Consider the following 21,915-nt stretch of genomic DNA (forward strand, 5'->3'; position numbering starts at 1 on the left):
AGCGGATCTAGAGCGTTCCCTTGGTGGAGGGAACGCGACCCTCTTCCCTTGGGTCCACGGCCACCGCCTCACGCAAGACCCGTGCCAAGCCTTTGAAGCAGCTCTCGGCGATGTGGTGGCTGTTTTCTCCGTAGAGGGTTTCCACGTGCAGGGTCAGGCCCGCATTGATGGCGAACGCCTGAAAGAACTCGCGAACCAGCTCGGTGTCGAAAGCGCCGATCTTCTCCGTCGGGAACGTGGTGCGAAACACCAGGAAGGGACGGCCCGATATGTCGAGCGCCACCCGCGTCAAGGTCTCGTCCATCGGAAGATGGATATCCGCATAGCGCGCGATGCCCTTTTTATCGCCAAGCGCCTTCACGATGGCTTGGCCGAGCGCGATCCCCGTATCCTCGGTCGTATGATGCTGGTCCACATGCAGGTCGCCCGTCACCTTCACGGTCACGTCGAAGAGACCGTGGCGGGCAAAGAGTTCGAGCATATGGTCGAGGAAGCCGACCCCGGTGGAGATCTCGGCCTTGCCGGTGCCGTCGAGGGCAATCGACACGGCCACATCGGTCTCAGCGGTGCGACGGCTGACGCTCGCGGAGCGCATCATGAGGGTCCTTTTCAGGAGTGAGAGACCGCGCCTTCTACCAAGATGCGGCGGAAAACGCCACCCGCGTTGCTTTTGGGCCATCAATGCTTAAGTCAGGGCCTGAACGGTTCTTTTCGGCCCGCATGAAGGCCGGACGTCCTCCATTCCCATCCGCCGGAGTTTCGCCCCGTGTCAGATGACGCCACCCCCCGCAGCATGCACGCCACCACGATCCTCATGGTCCGGAAAGGGGGCCGCGTCGTCATCGGCGGCGACGGTCAGGTCAGCCTCGGCCAGACCATCGTGAAGGGGAACGCCAAGAAGGTGCGCCGCCTTACCAAGGGCGGCGTGATCGGGGGCTTCGCCGGCTCCACGGCGGACGCCTTCACCCTCTTCGAACGGCTGGAGGCCAAGCTCGAGCAGTATCCCGGCCAGCTCACCCGCGCCTGCGTGGAGCTGACCAAGGATTGGCGTACCGACCGTTATCTGCGCCGTCTGGAGGCGATGATGCTGGTGGCCGACAAGGATGTTGGCCTGCTGCTCTCCGGCGCGGGCGACGTGCTGGAGCCGGAAAACGGAATAGCGGCCATCGGCTCCGGCGGCAACTATGCCCTGGCTGCCGCCCGCGCGCTCGCCGAATATGAGACGGATGCGGAAGCCATCGTACGCCGCTCGCTTTCCATCGCCGCCGAGATATGCGTCTATACCAATGGCAATATTGTTATAGAAAGCCTCGATTGATGATCAGCGAAGCCGTCCTCGAGCAGGGAGTTGCAAGGGGAATCATTTCCAACCAGCAGGCGACGGATCTGCAGGTCCTGGCGCGCGAGATGGACGCGACCACGGCCCCGGAGCCCGAGGACGACGAGAAGCTGCGCTTCATCACCGGCTTCAGCGATATCTTCGTCACCATGGGGCTTGCGCTTTTCACCGGCGCGCTGGCCTATCTGACGGGCCAGTGGGACACGGAGGCGATGTGGACAATCCTCGCCATTGCCGCCTGGCTCCTGGCGGAGTTCTTCACCCGTCGCCGGCGCATGGCGCTTCCGAGCATTGCACTGCTCGCCCTCTATGCCGTCTCCGTCCTCGGCGCAGCCAATCTCTTCCTGACATGGGCATTCGGAGCGCCGAACGAGTTCGGGGCATCGCGACTTCTGGGCTCCATGAGCCCGGGTGTTCTGACGGGAACGGCCCTGACGACGGCCGCTCTGACCGCGCTGCACTACCGGCGCTTCCGGGTGCCTATCACGATCGCCGCCGGTACGGCTGCATTGGCGCTTGCGGCGGTGGGAATCCTGGCCTCGATCTCTCCCGAATGGGCGCTGAGATATTCGAAGGTCATCACGCTGCTCCTGGGCCTTGCCGTCTTCGCCCTGGCCATGCGCTTCGATCTTTCCGATCCGGAGCGGGTGACGCGCCGGACGGACATCGCCTTCTGGCTGCATCTGCTTGCTGCGCCGATGATCGTTCACCCGCTCATCGCGCAATTGTCGGAAGGTGCGGAGATCGCCGCCGTCGCGCCGGCCATTCTCGCCGTCTTCCTGGCCCTCGGCATCGTCGCGGTGGTGATCGACCGCCGCGCCATGCTGGTGTCGGGTCTGGCCTATGCGGGATATGCGCTCGCAAGCCTCTTCCAAAGGGTCGGATTCACCGACTATACCACCCCGCTCACGGTGCTGGCTCTCGGCGCTTTCGTGCTCCTGCTCAGTGCGGGCTGGCGTCCGGTCCGCGCCGCTTTCCTGCGACTTCTTCCCGCCCATCTTGCACACAGGCTTCCGCACCCCATCCTTTCGTCATGACCACCTTTTCCCCCCGTGAAATCGTCTCCGAACTCGACCGCTACATCGTCGGCCAGAACGACGCCAAGCGCGCGGTCGCCATCGCGCTCCGCAATCGCTGGCGTCGGCAGCAGCTGGAAGGCCATCTCCGCGAGGAGGTCGCGCCTAAGAACATCCTGATGATCGGGCCCACCGGCTGCGGCAAGACCGAGATCTCGCGCCGCCTGGCGAAGCTTGCGAATGCACCCTTCATGAAGGTGGAGGCGACGAAGTTTACGGAAGTGGGCTATGTGGGCCGCGACGTGGAGCAGATCGTGCGCGACCTCGTCGAGATCGGCATCGGCCTCGTGAAGGAGGAGCGACGCCGGCAGGTCCAGGCCAAGGCTCACATCGCTGCCGAGGAGCGGGTGCTCGATGCGCTGGTCGGCTCCACCTCCAGCGCCGCAACCCGCGATTCCTTCCGCCGGAAGCTGCGCGCCAACGAACTCGACGACAAGGAAATCGAGATCGAGCTGCAGTCGAGTGGGCAGGGGATGCCCATGTTCGAGATCCCCGGCATGCCGGGCGCTTCCGTCGGCGCGATCAATCTCTCCGATATGTTCGGCAAGGCCTTCGGCGGGCAGCGCAAGACGCGCCGCACCACCGTCCGCGAGGCCTACGAGCCGCTGGTGATGGAGGAGGCCGACAAGCTCCTCGACCAGGACGCCATCGTCCAGGAGGCCCTGCGCCAGGTGGAGAACAACGGCATCGTCTTCCTCGACGAGATCGACAAGATCTGCGCCCGCGAGGGCCGCTCCGGCGCGGATGTTTCGCGTGAAGGCGTGCAGCGCGACCTTCTGCCGCTCATCGAGGGCACCACCGTCTCGACGAAATACGGGCCGGTGAAGACCGACCACATTCTCTTCATCGCTTCCGGCGCGTTCCACGTCTCCAAGCCCTCGGACCTGCTGCCCGAGCTGCAGGGCCGCCTGCCGATCCGCGTGGAGCTCTCGCCTCTGACGGTCGAGGATTTCAAGCGCATCCTGACCGAGACGGAGGCCAGCCTCATCAAGCAATCCGTCGCGCTGATGCGTACGGAGGGCGTGGAGCTGGCCTTCTCGGACGATGCCATCGACGCCCTCGCGAAAGTCGCGGTGGAAGTGAACAATTCGGTAGAGAATATCGGTGCGCGGCGGCTTCAAACGGTGCTGGAGCGCGTTCTCGACGATATCTCCTTTACGGCTCCCGACCGCTCGGGCGAGACGGTGACCATCGACGCGGCTTATGTCCGCGGCGAGGTCGAGAGCCTGGCGAAGAACACGGACCTGAGCCGGTTTATTCTTTAAGAGCTCGGCTTAAGATTTCATCGACTGATCAGCTTGGCCGGATCGCATCCGGCCATTTTCTTGTTGCAGGAGGCGGATTCCGTCGAGGCCCAAAGCTTAGCCAATTCTATGAATGACCTCTTGTTTTCAGAAAGCCGCAGTCCAAAAAATTCTCATCAGCGGAACGACCGCGGATTTTAGGCGTTCGCCTCCCAACAACGGAGGATTACCCCATGCGTAAAACGCTGATGGCTGTCGCTGCGACAGTTGCTCTTGGAGCTTTCGGTTTCACCGCGCCCGCGTCGGCTGAGACGCAGGCTGCGCCGGTGAAGGAAATCATGAACGCGCTGAAGAACGGTGAGCTTCAGACCACCTACACCCAGTGGCGCGGCGGTCACTATTACGACCATACGCGTCGCGGCTACCGTGACAGGCCGCGCTACGGAGAGCGCCGTTACTATGGTCCGCGTCGATACGGTTATAACCCGCGCGGCTATTACCGCCGTGACCGCGGCGACGCCCTGGCGGCCGGCGCTCTGGGTCTTGCGACCGGCGCCATCATCGGCGGTGCCCTGGCCCAGTCCCAGGCTCAGGCGGCTACTCCCACCTATAACCGCAATCACGCCTACTGCGCCCAGCGCTACCGGTCTTATGACCCGGCTTCGGGCACCTATCTCGGCTATGACGGTCGCCGTCACCCCTGCCCGTAAGCAGGTGTAGGCAGAAACGAAGAGCGGGCCCTTTCGGGCCCGCTTTTTTTGTTGGAGAAGCCTGCTTACTTCGCCGCGATGACGGCGATCTCGACCTTGTACTGGGGTGCGGCGAGCTTGGCCTCCACGGTCGCGCGGGCAGGGGTGTTGCCCGGAGAGACCCAGGAATCCCACACGGCGTTCATCTCCTGGAAGGTCGCCATGTCGGTGATCCAGATATTGGCCATGAGGATCTTCGACTTGTCGGTGCCGGCTTCCGAGAGCAGGCTGTCGATGATGGAAAGGATTTCCTTCGTCTGCTCGGCGACGCTCTGCCCGGCCGTCTGGTTGGCCACCTGGCCTGCGAGATAGACCGTGTTGCCGTGAACGACGGCGCCGCTCATGCGGGGGCCTGGCTTGATGCGCTGAATCGTCATGATCTGTCCTTGTCTGAGGAGATGAGACCCGCTTTTTCGAAGGCCGGGAGCTTTAGGTCAAGGCTCAATAAAGCGTCGTGCGCTGGCGCTCCGGCAGGCCCTTGTCGTAGGCCTCGCCGCCCATCCTGCTGTCGGTCAGGGTTGCCAGGATCTGTCCTGCGCTCGGCAGGCTCTCGCGGGGCACGTGCTTTTCCGGGTTCCACAAATCGGAGCGCACGATGGCCCGGGCGCACTGGAAATAGACCGCATCGACCGAAATCACGAGAACGCTTTTCGGCGGCTTGCCCTCCACCGCGAAGCTCTCGAGGAGGCCAGGCTCGACCGAGATCGCGGCGCGGCCGTTCACCCGGAGCGTCTCGCCGATGCCGGGAATGAGGAAGAGCAGGGCGATGTGAGGATCGCGCACGATGTTGCGAAGCGAATCGAGCCGGTTGTTGCCGCGCCGGTCCGCCATCAGAAGGGTTTTCTCGTCCTGCACCCGCACGAAGCCCGGCCCGTCGCCCCGCGGCGAGCAGTCCAGCCCCTCCGGTCCCCGCGTCGCCAGCGCCGCGAAGGGCGAGGCTTCGATGAGCGCCCGGTATTCCGGCACGACCCGGTCGGCCTCCTTCAGAAGCGAGGCTTCGTTGGCCTCGCCGTAGAGGGACTCGAGCTGATCCAGACGCGTGATCGTATCGGACATGGGATCTCCCAAAGAAAAGCCCCCGCATCCTGCGATGCGGGGGCTCGGGTAATCAAGAAAATCAGCGATTTTACTCGCCCGCAGCCGCCTTCTGCTGGTCGCGCTGGGCCTTTTCGGCGTCGCGCTCGGCCTTGAGCTGCTCGGTGATGTCCTCACCGGTCTCCTGGTTGACCACCTTCATGGACAGGCGGACCTTGCCGCGCTCGTCCATGCCGAGGAACTTCACCTTCACCTTGTCGCCTTCCTTCACCACGTCGGTGACCTTGCCGACCCGGTTCTTGGCGAGCTCCGAGATGTGGACGAGGCCGTCGCGGGAACCGAAGAAGTTCACGAAGGCGCCGAACTCCATCACCTTCACCACCGTGCCGTCGTAGATCACGTTGACCTCGGGCTCGGCGACGATGGAGCGGATCCAGTTATAGGCCGCCTTGATCGACTTGCCGTCGGCGGAGGCGATCTTGATGAGGCCGTCGTCGTTGATGTCGATCTTCGCGCCGGTCTTCTCCACGATCTCGCGGATGACCTTGCCGCCGGAACCGATGACTTCGCGGATCTTGTCGACCGGGATCTGCATGGTCTCGATGCGCGGAGCGTGCTCGCCGAGCTCGGCGCGCGGCGCGGTCAGCGCCTTGTTCATTTCCTCGAGGATATGGGCGCGGCCGGCCTGAGCCTGATCGAGCGCCACGCGCATGATCTCCTCGGTGATGCCGGCGATCTTGATGTCCATCTGGAGCGAGGTGATGCCCGCTTCCGTTCCGGCCACCTTGAAGTCCATGTCGCCGAGGTGATCCTCGTCGCCGAGAATGTCGGACAGCACCGCGAAGCGCTCACCCTCGAGGATGAGGCCCATGGCGATGCCCGCCACCGGACGGCGCAGGGGAACGCCCGCGTCCATGAGCGCCAGCGAGGCGCCGCAGACGGTGGCCATGGAGGAGGAGCCGTTCGACTCGGTGATCTCCGACACGACGCGGATCGTGTAGGGGAACTCGTGAGAAGCCGGCAGCATCGGGTGGATGGCGCGCCAGGCGAGTTTGCCGTGGCCGATCTCGCGGCGGCCGGGCGAGCCCATGCGGCCCGTCTCGCCGACGGAGTAGGGCGGGAAGTTGTAGTGCAGCAGGAAGGTTTCCTTGCGGGTGCCCTCCAGCTCGTCGATGAACTGCTCGTCCTCGCCGGTGCCGAGCGTGGTCACGACCAGCGCCTGGGTCTCGCCGCGGGTGAACACCGCCGAACCGTGGGTGCGCGGCAGGACACCGACTTCCGACAGGATCGGGCGGACGGTCTTGAGATCGCGGCCGTCGATGCGGGTGCCGGTGTCGAGGATGTTCCAGCGCACGACCTTGGCCTGGGCCTCCTTGAAGACGGCCTTGACCTTCTCCGGATCGAATTTGGCTTCGCCCTCGGCCGGGACCAGCGCCTCCATCACCTTCGCCTTCACGGCGTCGACGGCGGCGTAGCGGTCCTGCTTCTTGGTGATCTTGTAGGCTTCGCGAAGATCCTTCTCGGCGATTTCGAGAACGGCCTTCTCCACCTCGGAGACATCGGCCGGCTGGTAGTCGCGCGGCTCCTTGGCGGCCTTCTCGGCAAGCCGGATGATGGCCTCGATCACCGGCTGGAAGTGCTTGTGGCCGAACATCACGGCGCCGAGCATCACGTCCTCGGCCAGCTCCTTCGCCTCGGACTCGACCATGAGAACGGCGTCGGCGGTGCCGGCGACCACGAGATCGAGGGAGGTCTGGTCCATTTCCTGGAGCAGCGGGTTCAGCTTATACTGGCCGCCGATATAGCCGACGCGGGCAGCGCCCACCGGGCCCATGAAGGGCACGCCGGACAGGGTCAGGGCCGCGGAGGCGGCGACCATGCCGACGATGTCAGGATCGTTCTCGAGATCGTGCGAGAGCACGGTCACGACAACCTGGGTGTCGTTCTTGTAGCCCTCGACGAAGAGGGGACGGATCGGACGGTCGATGAGGCGGGAGACGAGGGTCTCCTTCTCGGTCGGACGGCCCTCGCGCTTGAAGTAGCCGCCCGGGATGCGACCGGCGGCGTAGGCGCGCTCCTGGTAGTTCACCGTGAGCGGGAAGAAATCGAAGCCGGGTTTCGGCTCCTTGGCCGAAACGACGGTGGCGAGAACGGTGGTCTCACCGTAGGTGGCGACAACGGCGCCGTCGGCCTGGCGGGCCATGCGGCCCGTTTCGAGCACGAGCTTGCGCCCGGCCCAGATCAGTTCTTCGCGTTGAGTATCGAACATGTTTCGTCTTTCATGACAGCAGGAGCGGGGGCCCGATGCCATGAGCAAGACGGCAAGAGGCTCGTCCGGCGGGTCGTCCCGCCTGTCCAAGCCCCTTGCGATCCTGCCATGGTCATCGCGTCATCCGTCTCCTCAGAGGGACGCCGGGATCTTTTCGTCCTCACCGGCGCCGGAGCGAACCGGTCGGATGTATCTCACCCGATCCGTTCCTGGATTCCGGAGATGACCCTCACGGCCATATCCGGGAAAAACCGTCCGGAGCCGGGCTCCGGACGGAAGTCTTGCAAAAGCTTAGCGGCGGATGCCGAGCTTCTCGATCAGCGTCCGGTAGCGGCCCTCGTCCTTCTTCTTCAGGTAGTCGAGGAGCGAACGGCGCGACGACACGAGCTTCAGGAGACCGCGACGGGAGTGGTTGTCCTTCGCGTGGGTCTTGAAGTGACCGGTCAGATTGTTGATCCGCTCGGTGAGAATGGCGACCTGCACCTCCGGGGAGCCGGTGTCGCCAGCCTTCTGGGAGAATTCCTTCACGAGCGCGTTCTTGCGCTCAGCCGTAATCGACATCGCATGTCCTTTCGGGTTTGCTTTTCGAAAAAGACCCCCGCCTTACGGCTTGAGGTCGGTTCGTCCGGGAAAGGCCGGGCCGGGATGTCGTCCAGCGCGGTCGGTCACCGTGACGGTCCTCTCAGGGATCAGTCCCAGGAGGCGGGTGCACCATACACGAAATGTGGATAAGTGCCAAAAGAATCGTTTTTGCCAAGCCTTCCAATGGGATGCGCCGGTTTGGCCTGGGCCGTTGGAACAAGTCCCGACAGCCGCTGTTGGTGGTATAGAGACCCCAATATAGGAAGCTTGAACCATGGTTGCCACCACAGCCGATCTGGCGTCCTCTGAAACCGTCCGGACCATCTTCATCACCGGCCTTCAGAACGCCCATGCCCTTGAGAAGGAAGCGATCCAGCTCATGCAGCGCCAGGTCGAGCGCTTTGAGCACTACCCGGAAATGTCGAGCCTTCTGCAGATGCACATCCGGGAGACCGAGGGGCAGATCCGCCGTCTCGACGAGATCCTGCATAATTTCGGCGAGGATCGCTCGCTGCTGAAGGACACCGCCACCCAGTTCATGGCCAATATGGCGGCGGCCGGCCACATGCCCATGGCCGACGAGGTTCTCAAGAACACCTTCGCCAACCACGCCTTCGAGAACTACGAGATCGCGTCCTACGTGTCGCTCATCGCCATGGCCGAGGCCGCCGGCCACCAGAAGTTCGTTCCGGCCCTCCAGGACACCCTGAGGGAGGAACAGAAGATGGCCCAGGCGGTCCACGACCAGATCGAGCCGATCACCCGCAAGTACCTGATGCGCGAGGCTCAGGGGCTGAAATCGGACCGCTAAAGCATTGGACCCAAAAGTGGACTTGCACTTTTGGGATCCCATCCGATGCTTTCTCTTATGATGAGAGCATCGTTGATGTGGGAAAAACCGGATCCACTTTTCGCTGACGCGGACCTCAGTTCCCCACGATGCTCTAGGACCAATCCCTACCGCTGACGCCATGGCCGGGCTTGTCCCGGCCATCTTTCTGTGGGGAATGGGCCGCTCGTCCGACCGGGACCTCCCGCAGAGGATGGAGACGACTTCTCAGGCTCCCAGATTGAAGACCCGGTGCGGCACCAGTTCGCCGCGCTCCACGTCGCCCACGGCGACGAGAACGCCGTTGCAGGTGGCATAGACCTTGCCCGAGAGCGGGGATTCGCGGCCGCGCAGGATGATCGACTGGCCGCGCATGAGGCGGCCGGCCATGTCCCGACTCACTGCAACGGAGGGGATCTCGCTCAGGGCCGCCTCCACCGGACGAAGCGCCGCCGGATCGGTTGCGAGATCGTCCACGGTGACCGCATCGTGCTCCGTGAAAGGCCCGACCCGCGTGCGCCGGAGCGCCGCGATGTGGCCGAGGCAGCCGAGCGTCCGGCCGAGGTCGCGGGCAATCGCGCGCACGTAAGTGCCCTTGCCGCAATCGGCCTCGATCACCGAACGGTTGCCCTCGTGATGCACCAGGGCCAGGCGGTCGATTTCGACGGTGCGCGGCTGCAGCTCCACCACCTCACCATCGCGGGCGAGATCATAGGCGCGCTCCCCTTGGATCTTGATGGCGGAAAAGCGCGGCGGCACCTGCTGGACCTGGCCGGTGAATCGGGGCAGGAGCACCTCGATCTCGGCCGCCTCGGGCGCCCTGTCGGTCCGCTCGACGATTTCGCCCTCGGAATCGTCCGTGCTCGTCTCGGCGCCCCAGGCGACGGTGAAAACGTAGGATTTGCGCCCGTCCATGACGAATGGCACGGTCTTGGTGGCCTCGCCCAGCGCGATCGGCAGGATGCCGGAGGCCAGCGGGTCGAGAGTGCCCGCATGGCCCGCCTTCTTGGCGGAGAGGCCCCGCTTCACCACGGCCACCGCATGGGTCGAGGTCATGCCGACGCCCTTGTCGAGGATGATCCATCCATTGACGTCGCGCTTCTTTGGCCGGTCGCCCTGCGGACGACGTTGAGGACGTTCTTCGGTCATGGCTTCTACTCGTCGCTGTCGTCGGATGCGTCGTCTGCAGGCTTCGCCGTATCGCGGACCACCTTCTCCGAGCGCAGCAGCGCATCGATACGGGCCGCCTCGTCGAAGCTCTCGTCGCGGCGGAAGCGGAGCTCGGGCGCGAATTTCAGGTTCACCCGGCGGGCGACCTCCTGGCGGAGGACCTTCTTGTTCTTATCGAGGGCCTTGAGCACAGCGTCTATGTCCTTGCCGCCGAGAGGCATGACGTAGGCGGTCGCGAGCTTCAGGTCCGGCGACATGCGCACCTCCGGGATGGTGATGACATGGCGTGCCAGCATGTCATCCTGGAGATCGCCGCGGGAGAGGACCTCGGCGAGCGCGTGGCGCACGAGCTCGGCGACGCGCTGCTGGCGCTGGGAAGGTCCGGTGGTCTGTTCGAAACGTTTGGCCATCATCATTCTCCGGGGTTGGACCGGACATTGCTGGAAATCTCGACCGGATTTCTCCCGGCCGTCGCGGTGGAAGAGAAATGGAAGCCCGCCAAAGCGAGATCACCGGGACAAGCCCGGTGATGACGCATTGTTCAGGTTCTGAAAGAGCGAAGGCAGGAGCTTAGAGCGACCGCTTCACCTCTTCCACGCGGTAGCACTCGATCAGGTCGCCGACGCGCATGTCCTGGTAGTTCTCGAAGGACATACCGCATTCCTGACCGGACGTGACCTCGCGGGCGTCGTCCTTGAAGCGCTTGAGCTGGGACAGCTTGCCCTCGTGGATCACCACGTTGTCGCGGATCAGGCGGACATGGGCGCCGCGCTGGACCACGCCATCGAGAACGCGGCAACCTGCGATCTTGCCGACCTTCGAGACGTTGAACACCTCGAGGACCTGGGCCTCGCCGAGCCGCTCCTCGCGCAGCGTCGGAGCCAGAAGTCCCGACATCGCCGCTTTCACGTCATCCACGAGATCGTAGATGATGTTGTAGTAGCGGATCTCGATGCCGGCACGCTCGGCCGCCTCGCGGGCTTCCTTGTGGGCGCGCACGTTGAAGGCCAGGATGATGGCGCCGGAGGCTTCCGCCAGGGTGACATCCGATTCCGAGATGCCGCCGACGCCAGCCTGGACAATCCGGGCGGCAACTTCCTCGTTACCCACCTTCTCGAGAGCGCCGACGATGGCTTCCGCCGAGCCCTGCACGTCTGCCCGGACCACGAGCGGGAATTCCTTGCGGCCCGCTCCGGCCTTGAGATCGCGCATCATGTCGGCCAGCGTCCGTCCGGCGGTACCCATGCGGGCTGCCTGACGCTCGCGCTTCTGGCGGGTCCGGTACTCGGTGACCTCGCGGGCACGGGCTTCGGACTCGACCACCGCGACGCGGTCGCCAGCCTCCGGAGTGCCATTGAAGCCGAGAACCTCGACCGGGACGGAGGGACCTGCCTCCTTCACGTTGGCGCCGAGATCGTTGATGAGCGCGCGCACGCGGCCCCATTCGGCGCCGGCCACCACGATGTCGCCGGTGCGGAGAGTTCCGCGCTGAACGAGCACGGTCGCCACCGGACCGCGGCCGCGATCGAGCTTCGCCTCGATGACGGTGCCTTCCGCCGAGCGCTCTGCATTGGCCTTGAGCTCGAGGATTTCAGCCTGCAGCTGGAGACCTTCGAGAAGAGTCTCGAGACCGTCGCCGGTCTTGGCGGACACCTCGAATTCGAGGGTCTCGCCACCCATCGACTCGACGACGATGGAGTGCTGCAGGAGCTCCGTGCGGACCCGCTGGGGGTTGGCGTCGGGCTTGTCGATCTTGTTGATCGCCACGATCAGCGGCACGCCGGCCGCCTGCGCATGGTTGATCGCCTCGATGGTCTGCGGCATGACGCCGTCATCGGCCGCCACCACCAGCACGACGATATCCGTCACCTTGGCGCCGCGGGCGCGCATGGCCGTAAAGGCCGCGTGGCCGGGCGTATCGATGAAGGTGATCCTGCCGCCGAGCGGCGACGTCACCTGGTAGGCGCCGATATGCTGGGTGATGCCGCCGGCTTCGCCGGAGACCACGTTGGTCTTGCGGATGGCGTCGAGCAGCGAGGTCTTGCCGTGATCGACGTGACCCATGATGGTCACGACCGGCGGACGCGGTTCGAGGTTCTCGTCCACGTCCGGCGTGTCGAACAGGCCTTCCTCGACGTCCGATTCCGCGACGCGCTTGACCGTATGACCGAGTTCTTCCGCAACGATCTGCGCGGTATCGGCGTCGATCACGTCGGTGATCTTGTGCATCTGTCCCTGTTTCATCAGGAACTTGATCACGTCCACGGCGCGCTCCGACATGCGGTTGGCGAGTTCCTGAATCGTGATCGTCTCCGGAATCGTCACCTCGCGGGCGATCTTTTCCTTCTGCTCCACCTGCCGGTGGCCCATGAGGCGCTGGTTGCGGCGACGGAAGGCGGCGAGCGAGCGGGTGCGCTCCTCTTCGCCAGAGGTCGCATTGGCCAGGGTCAGGCGGCCGCGGCGCTTTTCTTCGCCGGGGCTGGCCTTCGGCACCTTTAGGGCGGGAACGGGCTTGGCCGGAGTGCCGGGACGCCGGACCGCGCGCGGAGCCTCGTCCTCCTCGACCTCGACGGCGCGGGCTGCGACCGGCGGTGCCGTGCGGGCATTGGGCTTCGCGGTTTCCGGATCGGGAACCACCGGGGCAGCCGGGCGGGCCATATGGTTGAGGCTCGGCGGACGGCGTCCATCGGTGCCGCCCGTCATGCGCGGGCCGCCGGTACGCGGGCCGGACGGAGCGCCCGTGCGCGGAGCACCGGGGCCGCGGCCGTCGCCGGCAGGGCGGGGGCCGGTCCGTTCGCGGCCGGCGGGAGCCGTAGCCGCCTGACGCGCGGGAGCGGCCTCTTCGCCCAGGCGGCGGCGGGCCTCTTCCTCGGCGCGGCGCTTGCGCTCGTCGTCCTGGCGGCGGCGCTCGTCTTCCTCGCGCTTGCGGGCCTCGGCGGCCTCACGCTCCCGGGCCTCCTCGACTTCACGGGCGGCGCGGCGCTGGGCATCCTCAGCCTGACGCTTGCGGTCTTCCTCGTCGCGGCGGCGCGCATCGGCCAGCGCGTTCATGCGGGCATCGCGCTCCTGCTCCGAGAGCGTCTGCAGCACCACGCCGGAGGACCGGGTCGAGCTTGAGGCTCCGCCCGAGCGCTGCGGACGGCCCTGGGCCGCGGGCGCAGCCGGCTTCGGCGCAGCAGCCGCAGGTTTGGCAGCCGGTGCCGCCTGCTGGGGCGCAGCCTTCTCGTCCTTGGCGCCTGGGCCAACGGCAGGGCGACGCTTCACGGTCTCGACCACGACCGCCTTGGACCGGCCATGGGAGAAGCTTTGGCGTACCACGCCTTGCTCGACGGGCCGCTTCAGAGAAAGCGTCTTGGACGACACGTGGAGAGTCTTGTCGCCCTGGTTTTTCGTATCACTCATTCCGCCTCAATTCCTGCGGGTTTCAAAATCGTGGATTCGCCGGTCCCGTCACCGAGCCCAGCTTGTACGGCTCCGGAACCGCAAAAGGAGCGGTAACGGTGCCAGCGGTTCAGAAAGCCGTCGCTCCCAGCGCCCGCGACGAGGGCAGCATGTATCACATGTGACCGGCCTAATGCCAAATCCAATTCGTCATTCGACAGTTCTTGGATGACCGGAAAGCCTGATATTGTGTCGCCGAGGCGTTTTCGCAACTGGTTCGCGAGCTTCCTACGCCCATCTTCGGCCGCTTCTGTGGCATGAATAAGGGCAACGACAGGCTTATCGGCGATGGCCGCCTCGACCTTGTGGAAGCCGGTAATCACCGCGCCCGCCTTGTTGGCGAGGGAAAGCCCCTGGCGCAGGTCGTCCCGCAGCATGCGCTCGATATCCTGAGGCAGCGACACGGGAGCCCTGGCCTCGGTCTTGAAGGCGCGGGAGAAGAGGCGGCGTTTCACCGCCTCTTCGATCATAGTCCGGCGGGCCGTGATCCAGACGCCGCGGCCCGGCAGCTTGTGCTTCAGATCGGGCACGACCTGATGGTCGGGTCCCAGGACAAAGCGGATCAGCTCCGCCGGGGCTTTTGCCTCGCGGGTGACGATGCAGGTGCGCTCCGGTTCATGCCGCGGCACGGGTGCTGACCTCGCTTTGCCATAGCCGGCGTTAAGACGGCTGAGCCTCGGTCTCGGCCTCTTCGGCCGATCCCTCGGTCTCCACGGTCTCTTCCGGCTGCTCGATCCAGCCCGCCTTCACGCGGGCGGCCATGATCATGTTCTCCGCATCGGCGCGAGACACGTCGAAACCGTCGAGCGCACCCTTGTAGCGGGTCGCCTCCGGGCCGCGACCTTCGGTCCAGCCGGCGAGGTCGTCGGTGGCGCAGCCGGCCAGATCCTCGACTGTCTTGATGTCGTTCTCGCCAAAAGCGACCAGCATGGCGGTGGTGACGCCGTCGATCTCCTTCAGCTCGTCCGCGACGCCGAGTTCCTGGCGGCGGGCCTCGTTCTCGGCCTCGATACGGGCGAGGTACTCCTGTGCGCGGCTCTGGATCTCGGCCGCGGTGTCCTCGTCGAAGCCCTCGATGGAGGCGACTTCGGACGGATCCACATAGGCGATTTCCTCGACCGAGCGGAAGCCTTCGGAGGCGAGCAGCTGGCCCACGACCTCGTCCACGTCGAGCGCATTCATGAAGAGATCGGTGCGCTCTGCGAATTCCTTCTGGCGGCGCTCCGATTCCTCGGCCTCGGTGAGGATGTCGATGTCCCAGCCGGTGAGCTGAGAGGCAAGGCGCACGTTCTGGCCGCGGCGGCCGATGGCCAGCGAGAGCTGGTCGTCGGGGACGACGACCTCGATGCGATCGGCCTCCTCGTCGAGCACCACCTTGACCACTTCGGCCGGCTGGAGCGCGTTGACGATGAAGGTCGCCTGATCGGGGGACCAGGGAATGATGTCGATCTTCTCGCCCTGGAGTTCGCCCACCACCGCCTGGACGCGGGAGCCGCGCATGCCGACGCAGGCGCCGACCGGATCGATGGAGGAATCGCGCGAGGTCACGGCGATCTTGGCGCGGGAGCCCGGATCGCGGGCAACCGCCTGCACCGAGACAATGCCGTCATAGATCTCCGGCACTTCCTGGGCGAAGAGCTTGGCCATGAACTGCGGATGGGTGCGCGAAAGGAAGATCTGCGGGCCCCGCGCCTCGCGGCGGACGTCGAAGAGATAGGCGCGGATGCGATCGCCCGGGCGGAAGGTCTCGCGGGGGATCAGCTCGTCGCGGCGGATGATCGCCTCGCCGCGGCCGAGATCCACGATCACGTTGCCATACTCGACGCGCTTCACGGCGCCGTTCACGACCTCGCCGATGCGGTCCTTGTATTCCTGGTACTGGCGGTCGCGCTCGGCGTCGCGCACCTTCTGCACGATGACCTGCTTGGCCGACTGGGCCGCGATACGGCCGAAATCGAAGGGAGGCAGCGTTTCGGCGATGGAGTCGCCCACCTGGGCCGCCGGATTGTGCCGGCTGCGGGCTTCGGAGAGGGTGATCTCGCGGGAATCGTTCTCCATGGCGCCGTCCTCGACCACGAGGAGGTGGCGCGACAGGCGCAGCTCACCGGTCTTCGGGTTGATGTCCGCGTGGATGTCGGTTTCCGCGCCATAGCGGGACCGCGCCGCCTTCGCGATGGCGTCGGCCATGGCGTCCAGCACGATCTGCTTGTCGATCACCTTCTCACGCGCGACCGCATCGGCGATCTGCAAGAGTTCAAGCCTGTTGGCGCTCACAGCCATCGAGGTCACTCCTTAATTGGAATTGGGTTTCTTCTTGGACGGGCTGCGCGGCTCCGGCGCCTCCACCACATCCGTATCTTCATCGAGTTCATCCGTGGTCGGCGCGGTTCCCCGGCGCAGCGATTCACGGATCAGGTCATCCGTCATAACGAGATGCGCCTCGCCCAGGTCGGTGAGCGGCAGGCGCGCGATCGGCTCAAGACCTTCCTTCACGTCCGGAAGCTCGACCACGAGCATTCCGTCCTCCACGCCCCGGAGGAACCCCCGGAAGCGCTTGCGGCCGTCCAGCGGCACGGCCATTTCGATCTTTGCCTCATGGCCGCTCCAGCGCTCGAAATCGCTGGCGCGCACGAGCGGGCGGTCGATCCCCGGCGAGGAGATCTCGAGATAATAGGCCCGGTCGATCGGATCTTCGAGGTCGAGGACCGGCGAAATCGCGCGGCTTACGGTCTCGCAATCGCTGACCGACATGGTGCCGTCCGGCCTCTCGGCCATGATCTGCACGGTGCAGCCGTTCGTGCCGGTGACCTTCACCCGCACGAGATTAAAGCCCAGATCCTCGATCACAGGCTCGACAATCGCCGCCACCCGGGCGGCCACGCCGTTCTCCGTAATCAGCCGCTTGTCGCGTTCGTTCGTCATGGCTCTCCGACGCTCCGGCTTCAAGCAATAAAAAAGAGCGGACCCGGCGGGGCCCACTCTCGACCAGCAGCTTGACGCTGCAACCAGAGCTGACGTCAGAAATATACCGTTTCAAGTCCAAAAATGCAAGGGTCCTAAGTCCTGTGTGTTTCAGACCCGCATGAAGGTGAGGTAGCTCGGGACGCGGCCTTCGCGGATGGCCTTGGCCTCGTAGCGGGTGCCTGGCCAGCCCTCATAGGGCCTGCGCCAGTCGTCGGCGCGCTGCGCCGTCCAGCGGAAATGGTCGGAGCGCAGGACGCGGGCCAGAACCCAGCCGATATAATCGTCGATGTCGCTGGCGAAGCGCAGCTCCGCGCCCAGGCGCATGAGTCGCGCGAGCTCGTCCAGCATCTCGTCCGAGACGAGACGGCGCTTGCGCTGGCGGCGCTTCGGCCAGGGATCGGGGTAAAGGATATAGACCCGGTCGAAGGAGGCGTCGGGCAGGGTCGGCAGGAGCTTGGTGACGTCGTCGTCCCAGACCCGGATGTTGCCGAGCTTCTCGTGATCGATGGCGGCAAGAAGCTTCGCCATGCCGTTCACGAAGGGCTCGCAGCCGATGAAGTTCACGTCCCGGTGAGCGCGGGCCTGGGCGGCGAGGTGCTCGCCGCCGCCGAAGCCGATTTCGAGCCATGTTTCCCGGGCATTCGGGTTCGCAAACTGGCTCGCAGGCGCACTGCCCGGGATCACACGGATCGCGGGCAGAAGGTTCTGGATCAGCTCGTCCTGCCCGGAGCGAAGCTTCTTGCCTTTCCGGCGCCCGAAGAAAGCGCCGGCGCGTTCATTGGCTTCGCTCATGGATGATTAGCGGAACGCCGCCTTGAGGCTGTCGGCGAGATCCGTGCGCTCCCAGGAGAAGCCGCCATCCGCATCCGGCCGGCGGCCGAAATGGCCATAGGCGGCCGTGCGGGCGTAGATCGGGCGGTTGAGGCCGAGATGCGTGCGAATGCCGCGGGGCGAGAGATCCATGGCGTCCATGAGCACGGCCTCGAGCTTGTCCTCGCTCACCTTGCCGGTCTCATGCAGGTCCACGTAGATCGACAGGGGCTTCGCCACGCCGATGGCGTAGGAAAGCTGCAGGGTGCAGCGCTCGGCAAGGCCTGCGGCCACCACGTTCTTGGCGAGATAGCGGGCGGCGTAGGCCGCCGAACGGTCCACCTTGGTCGGGTCCTTGCCGGAGAAGGCGCCGCCGCCATGGGGGGCTGCGCCGCCATAGGTATCGACGATGATCTTGCGTCCGGTAAGGCCGCAATCGCCGTCCGGACCGCCGATGACGAACTTCCCCGTGGGGTTTACGTGCCAGATGGTCTGTGCCGAGATCCAGCCTTCGGGGAGGGTCTTGCGGATATGAGGTTCGACGATGGCGCGCACGTCCTCGGAGGACAGGCTCTCGTCGAGGTGCTGGGTCGAGAGCACGATCTGCGTCGCGGCGACGGGCTTGCCGTTCTCGTAGCGCACCGTGACCTGGCTCTTGGCGTCGGGACCGAGCTTGGCGGCGTCGCCCTGCTTCGCCTTGCGGGCGGCGGTGAGGTTCTCGAGGATCTTGTGGGCGTAATAGATCGGGGCCGGCATCAGCTCCGGCGTCTCGTTGCAGGCGTAACCGAACATGATGCCCTGGTCGCCGGCGCCCTCGTCCTTGTTGCCGGAGGCGTCGACGCCCTGGGCGATGTGGGCCGACTGGGCGTGCAGGTAAACCTCGACCTCGGCGTTCTTCCAGTGGAAGCCTTCCTGCTCGTAGCCGATATCCTTGACGGCGTTGCGGGCGAGCTCGATCACCCTGTCCTTGGTGATGGAGTCGGGGCCGCGCACCTCGCCGGCGATGACCACGCGGTTGGTGGTGGCGAGCGTCTCGCAGGCGACGCGGGCTTCCGGCTGGGCCGCCAGGTAAGCATCGACCACCTCATCCGAAATCCGGTCGCAGACCTTGTCCGGATGACCTTCGGAAACCGATTCGCTCGTGAAAAGATAGCTTGATCGCCGCACGACAGAATTCCTTCGAGGCAAAAAGAGTCATTTGCCTACAGCCGTAGGCCTTGAGCCATGCTCATGCCGCAGGCTTAAGGAAAGGTCAAGCGAACGCGTTCTTTATTAAGAACGCTCCTAGTCGCTTTCAGCGGCGATGGTCGAGACCAGCTGGACGATGCTCTTGCGGACCTTCTGGTTCTTGATGCTGGTGAAGGTCCGGATGAGCTGAAGCCCTTCAGGGGTCGACATGACCCCCGTGATATAGGGAGGCGTCTCCTGCTCGGCGAAGCCGGATTCAGGCTTTATGCTCTTGATGCCGTTGAAGAAGAAGTGAATGTCGACGCCGAGGATCTTGGCGATGTCGACCAGCCTCGCCACGCTGATCCGGTTCGTGCCCTTCTCGTATTTCTGGACCTGCTGGAAGGTCAGACCAAGCATATCGCCCAGCTTTTCCTGACTCATGCCGATGGAAATACGGCGCATGCGCACCCGGCTTCCAATTTCCTTGTCGATGGAGCTGGTCGATTTCTTCATCAGCGCATGCTTCCTTGCCCTTCGGACGTAACGTCAAGGCATGGTATTAACTCAGTTTAGAGGATTGCAGTCTTCGGTGTGCAATCAGGGCCATTAAGCAGATCATAAGCGTGGCCGTCAAAGAAAACCTACCGAATTCGCGGTAAGTCGTCGCAGCAATCGAAATCGGCAATGCAGAGTCCAGAATTCCTTCAACCCCCAATGGAACAGAATCCTGGATGCGCCCGTAAGGGTCGATTACGGCCGATATTCCGGTATTGGCCGCCCGCACCAGAGGCAGTCCCTCCTCCACCGCCCGCAGCCGCGCCTGAGCGAAATGCTGATACGGGCCCGGAGTGATTCCGAACCAGCCATCATTGGTCACGTTGAGGATGACATCCGGGCGGGGTCCGTCGCCCAGGATCTCTCCCGGAAAGATCGCCTCGTAGCAGATCGTCGCCGCAACAGGCGGCAGACCAGGGACAGCGAGCGCGGTTCTCATCGCGCTCGGCTCAAACCCGCCTGGGATATGCACGAACTGGCGCAGGCCCACGGCCCGGATTAGGGCGTCGAGAAACTTCGGCACGTATTCGCCGAAGGGGACCAGATGCACTTTATCGTAGGTCGCTGTGATCGTGCCCTGATGGTCAATGACCTGGATGGCGTTGAAGAACTTGCCGACGGCTTCCCCAGGCAGGGGCGGGTCCATGCGCGCCGCTCCCGTGATCAGGACGGAGCCCGGCCGGAGAAGGGTCGCGATCTGGGCCAGCGACCCGGGATCGCGGTGGAGGAGGAAGGGAAAGGCCGATTCCGGCCAGACGATATGGGTCGCCTCCTCATGCCCGCTGCCGTTGCGCCCCGGAGAGGCGCTGACAGTCAGGTAGCGCCGCATGATGGCGTCACGGTTTCTTGGGTTGAACTTGGCGTCCTGGGGCAGGTTCGGCTGCATGATGCGCAGGCGCACATTCTCCACGCTGGGCAGGGGCTGAGCGGGAAGGCGCCAGGCGCCGAAGGCGGCGAGGCCCGCGAGAAGCGCCAGCGCAGAGCCCGGAACCGCCCAGCGCTCCAGCCGAGTGCGACCCGTGACGAGGAGGGCCGGCGCGGCCGCCATGCCCACGGCCAGAAAGGTCAGGCCGTAGAGGCCGACGACCGAGGCGGTCTGCATCAGCCAGAGGTTCTGGCCGAGCGCCATGCCCAAGGTGTTCCAGGGAAAGCCGGTGAAGAGATGGCCCCTGAGGATCTCGCTCACCGTCAGGCCGAGCGCGAAGGCGAGGATGCGCCAGGAATCCGGCGTCCAGAGGAGACGCGCCAGGGCGAAGCCGAAGGCAGGAAAGAATGCGAGGAGGGCGGGAAGGCCCAGCACGCCGAAGGGCAGGGCCCAGGCGAACTGGTCCGCCTCAACCAGAAAGGCCGCGCCCAGCCACCAGAGGCCGGCGACGAAATAGCCGAAGCCCCAGAACCAGCCGATGATGGCCGCTGCCTTGAGAGAGCCCCAGCGCCGGGCTTCGCCCTTGCCGGTCCCGTCCAGGAGCCAGATCGCGGGAGAGAGCGACAGGGCAAGGGCGGGGATGAAGCCGAAGGGCGGCATGGCGAGAGCCCCGACGGCCCCGGCCGCAAAGCCCGCGAGCCAGCGTCGCCATCCCCGGGCGAGGGCGACGCGGTCGGCAATGGGCATCATTCCGCCGCGGCGCTTTCAGGGCGCGAGGCAAGAGCGGGATTTTCCTGCGTTTCCGTTTCGACCGGAAGCTTCTTGGGATAGATCCGCAGCCGCTTCACCCGGCGGGGATCCGCGTCCAGAACCTCGAATTCCAGGCCTGCCGGACCCACGATGACCTCGTTGCGGGCCGGGACGCGGCCGGCCAGGGTCACGATGAAGCCGCCGATGGTGTCGATGTCCTCGGCCCCTTCCTCCTCCGTCAGGTCGACGCCGAGCGCCTCCTTGACCTCGTCGAGGCTGGCGCGGGCATCGGCGATGAAGGTGCCGTCGGAGGCCTGCACGATGGCGAGCGTGGCGTCGACGTCGTGCTCGTCCTCGATGTCGCCCACCACCATCTCCACGAGGTCCTCGATGGAGACGAGGCCGTCCGTGCCGCCGTATTCGTCGATGACCAGAGCCATGTGGGTGCGGGTCGCCTGCATCCTGACCAGCAGGTCGATGGCGGGCATCGAGCGGGGCACGAAGAGGACCGGGCGCAGGATGTTCGAGGCGGCGAGCGTCATGGAGAGGTCGATCCGCCCCAGGCTCGGCACGTCGGGAATATCGTCGCCGTCGCCGCCCGGAATAGTCGCGCCGCTGTCGGCGCGCATGGCGATGAGATCCAGGAAGTCCCGGATGTGGACCATGCCCTTCGGGTCGTCGAGGGTTTCGCCGTAGACCGGCAGGCGGGAATGACCCGCGGTTCTGAAGATGTTGAGCAACTCGCCGAGATTGGTATCGGCCGCCACCGCCACGATGTCGGCGCGGGGCACCATCACGTCCTCCACGCGGATGCGGTGGAAGCCCAGCACGTTCTTCAGCATCGCCCTTTCCTGGGGCGTGAAGTCCGTGCCTTCGACGGCCTCGGCGAGGGCGTCCTCAAGGTTGTCGCGGATGGAATCGCGGGGTTTGAGACCCAGGCGGTTCAGGAACCGGTCGTACCAATGCTGGTCGCGGGTTTCGCCGTCGTCCGGCAGAGCTCGGGGAGGGCGGTCGTTACGACTTCGATCTTCGTTCATTGCTTTCGGGCTTCAGCCTCAACATCACTG

The 21,915-nt window shown here is 65.1% G+C and carries 21 protein-coding genes; 5 read left to right on the top strand and 16 right to left on the bottom strand.

Annotation, left to right across the window (positions count from 1 at the left end):
- Positions 1 to 7 precede the first annotated feature (7 nt).
- Positions 8 to 595 carry an imidazoleglycerol-phosphate dehydratase HisB gene (gene hisB, locus LG661_RS09930; protein WP_230531721.1) on the bottom strand — a complete coding sequence of 196 codons (588 nt, stop codon included), beginning with the start codon at positions 593 to 595 and terminating at the stop codon, positions 8 to 10.
- Positions 596 to 793: 198 nt separating this feature from the next.
- Here hisB and hslV point away from each other — a divergent pair, with 198 nt between their 5' ends.
- The 4 genes from hslV (at position 794) to LG661_RS09950 (ending at position 4,369) form a co-directional block, all read left to right on the top strand.
- The gene (hslV, locus tag LG661_RS09935) at positions 794 to 1,318 is read left to right on the top strand and encodes an ATP-dependent protease subunit HslV (RefSeq protein ID WP_230531787.1); all 525 of its coding nucleotides are present in this window, start codon (positions 794 to 796) and stop codon (positions 1,316 to 1,318) included.
- Positions 1,318 to 2,376, top strand: coding sequence for a hypothetical protein (locus LG661_RS09940; RefSeq protein WP_230531722.1), 1,059 nt, complete (start codon positions 1,318 to 1,320; stop codon positions 2,374 to 2,376). Before hslV ends, LG661_RS09940 begins: the two co-directional genes overlap by 1 nt.
- Positions 2,373 to 3,680 carry an ATP-dependent protease ATPase subunit HslU gene (hslU, locus tag LG661_RS09945; RefSeq protein ID WP_230531723.1) on the top strand — a complete coding sequence of 436 codons (1,308 nt, stop codon included), beginning with the start codon at positions 2,373 to 2,375 and terminating at the stop codon, positions 3,678 to 3,680. The genes LG661_RS09940 and hslU overlap by 4 nt, the downstream gene beginning before the upstream one ends.
- A gap of 212 nt (positions 3,681 to 3,892) precedes the next feature.
- Entirely contained in the window at positions 3,893 to 4,369 is a 477-nt protein-coding gene (locus tag LG661_RS09950) for a BA14K family protein (RefSeq protein WP_230531724.1), read from the top strand.
- 65 nt (positions 4,370 to 4,434) lie between these two features.
- Here LG661_RS09950 and LG661_RS09955 read toward each other — a convergent pair whose 3' ends face one another.
- The 4 genes from LG661_RS09955 to rpsO all read right to left on the bottom strand — a co-directional run bounded on the left by LG661_RS09955 (position 4,435) and on the right by rpsO (position 8,273).
- Positions 4,435 to 4,785: a RidA family protein gene (locus LG661_RS09955; protein ID WP_230531725.1), complete on the bottom strand. Its 351-nt coding sequence runs from the start codon at positions 4,783 to 4,785 to the stop codon at positions 4,435 to 4,437.
- A gap of 64 nt (positions 4,786 to 4,849) precedes the next feature.
- On the bottom strand, positions 4,850 to 5,464 hold the full coding sequence (locus tag LG661_RS09960) for a pyridoxamine 5'-phosphate oxidase family protein (protein WP_230531726.1): 615 nt from the start codon (positions 5,462 to 5,464) through the stop codon (positions 4,850 to 4,852).
- Between the two features lie 70 nt (positions 5,465 to 5,534).
- Positions 5,535 to 7,712, bottom strand: coding sequence for a polyribonucleotide nucleotidyltransferase (pnp, locus tag LG661_RS09965; protein ID WP_230531727.1), 2,178 nt, complete (start codon positions 7,710 to 7,712; stop codon positions 5,535 to 5,537).
- 291 nt (positions 7,713 to 8,003) lie between these two features.
- Positions 8,004 to 8,273 carry a 30S ribosomal protein S15 gene (gene rpsO, locus LG661_RS09970; RefSeq protein WP_230531728.1) on the bottom strand — a complete coding sequence of 90 codons (270 nt, stop codon included), beginning with the start codon at positions 8,271 to 8,273 and terminating at the stop codon, positions 8,004 to 8,006.
- 295 nt (positions 8,274 to 8,568) lie between these two features.
- Between rpsO and LG661_RS09975 the strand changes: the two genes are divergently transcribed.
- Complete coding sequence (locus LG661_RS09975; RefSeq protein ID WP_230531729.1) at positions 8,569 to 9,105, top strand: ferritin-like domain-containing protein; 537 nt, start codon at positions 8,569 to 8,571, stop codon at positions 9,103 to 9,105.
- Between the two features lie 246 nt (positions 9,106 to 9,351).
- Here the strand turns inward: LG661_RS09975 and truB are convergent, their stop codons facing one another.
- The 11 genes from truB to LG661_RS10030 all read right to left on the bottom strand — a co-directional run bounded on the left by truB (position 9,352) and on the right by LG661_RS10030 (position 21,885).
- On the bottom strand, positions 9,352 to 10,272 hold the full coding sequence (truB, locus tag LG661_RS09980; RefSeq protein WP_230531730.1) for a tRNA pseudouridine(55) synthase TruB: 921 nt from the start codon (positions 10,270 to 10,272) through the stop codon (positions 9,352 to 9,354).
- Positions 10,273 to 10,277: 5 nt separating this feature from the next.
- Positions 10,278 to 10,703: a 30S ribosome-binding factor RbfA gene (gene rbfA / locus LG661_RS09985; RefSeq protein WP_230531731.1), complete on the bottom strand. Its 426-nt coding sequence runs from the start codon at positions 10,701 to 10,703 to the stop codon at positions 10,278 to 10,280.
- Between the two features lie 160 nt (positions 10,704 to 10,863).
- A complete protein-coding gene (gene infB / locus LG661_RS09990; RefSeq protein WP_230531732.1) occupies positions 10,864 to 13,695 on the bottom strand; it encodes a translation initiation factor IF-2 in 2,832 nt (943 codons plus the stop codon).
- Positions 13,692 to 14,363 (bottom strand): RNA-binding protein, encoded by a 672-nt coding sequence (locus LG661_RS09995; RefSeq protein ID WP_230531733.1) that lies wholly within the window; start codon positions 14,361 to 14,363, stop codon positions 13,692 to 13,694. Before LG661_RS09995 ends, infB begins: the two co-directional genes overlap by 4 nt.
- A 31-nt stretch (positions 14,364 to 14,394) precedes the next feature.
- A complete protein-coding gene (gene nusA, locus LG661_RS10000) occupies positions 14,395 to 16,014 on the bottom strand; it encodes a transcription termination factor NusA (protein WP_230531734.1) in 1,620 nt (539 codons plus the stop codon).
- 12 nt (positions 16,015 to 16,026) lie between these two features.
- The gene (gene rimP, locus LG661_RS10005) at positions 16,027 to 16,656 is read right to left on the bottom strand and encodes a ribosome maturation factor RimP (protein WP_230531735.1); all 630 of its coding nucleotides are present in this window, start codon (positions 16,654 to 16,656) and stop codon (positions 16,027 to 16,029) included.
- Positions 16,657 to 16,806: 150 nt separating this feature from the next.
- Positions 16,807 to 17,490: a tRNA (guanine(46)-N(7))-methyltransferase TrmB gene (gene trmB / locus LG661_RS10010; RefSeq protein WP_230531736.1), complete on the bottom strand. Its 684-nt coding sequence runs from the start codon at positions 17,488 to 17,490 to the stop codon at positions 16,807 to 16,809.
- 6 nt (positions 17,491 to 17,496) lie between these two features.
- Complete coding sequence (gene metK / locus LG661_RS10015) at positions 17,497 to 18,675, bottom strand: methionine adenosyltransferase (protein WP_230531737.1); 1,179 nt, start codon at positions 18,673 to 18,675, stop codon at positions 17,497 to 17,499.
- A 117-nt stretch (positions 18,676 to 18,792) separates the two neighbouring features.
- On the bottom strand, positions 18,793 to 19,191 hold the full coding sequence (locus LG661_RS10020) for a helix-turn-helix domain-containing protein (RefSeq protein WP_230531738.1): 399 nt from the start codon (positions 19,189 to 19,191) through the stop codon (positions 18,793 to 18,795).
- 46 nt (positions 19,192 to 19,237) lie between these two features.
- On the bottom strand, positions 19,238 to 20,848 hold the full coding sequence (gene lnt / locus LG661_RS10025; protein ID WP_230531739.1) for an apolipoprotein N-acyltransferase: 1,611 nt from the start codon (positions 20,846 to 20,848) through the stop codon (positions 19,238 to 19,240).
- Complete coding sequence (locus LG661_RS10030) at positions 20,845 to 21,885, bottom strand: hemolysin family protein (RefSeq protein ID WP_230531740.1); 1,041 nt, start codon at positions 21,883 to 21,885, stop codon at positions 20,845 to 20,847. The genes lnt and LG661_RS10030 overlap by 4 nt, the downstream gene beginning before the upstream one ends.
- Between the last annotated feature and the right edge of the window lie 30 nt (positions 21,886 to 21,915).

It is taken from the genome of Microvirga roseola, assembly GCF_020866965.1.
Lineage (GTDB): Bacteria > Pseudomonadota > Alphaproteobacteria > Rhizobiales > Beijerinckiaceae > Microvirga > Microvirga roseola.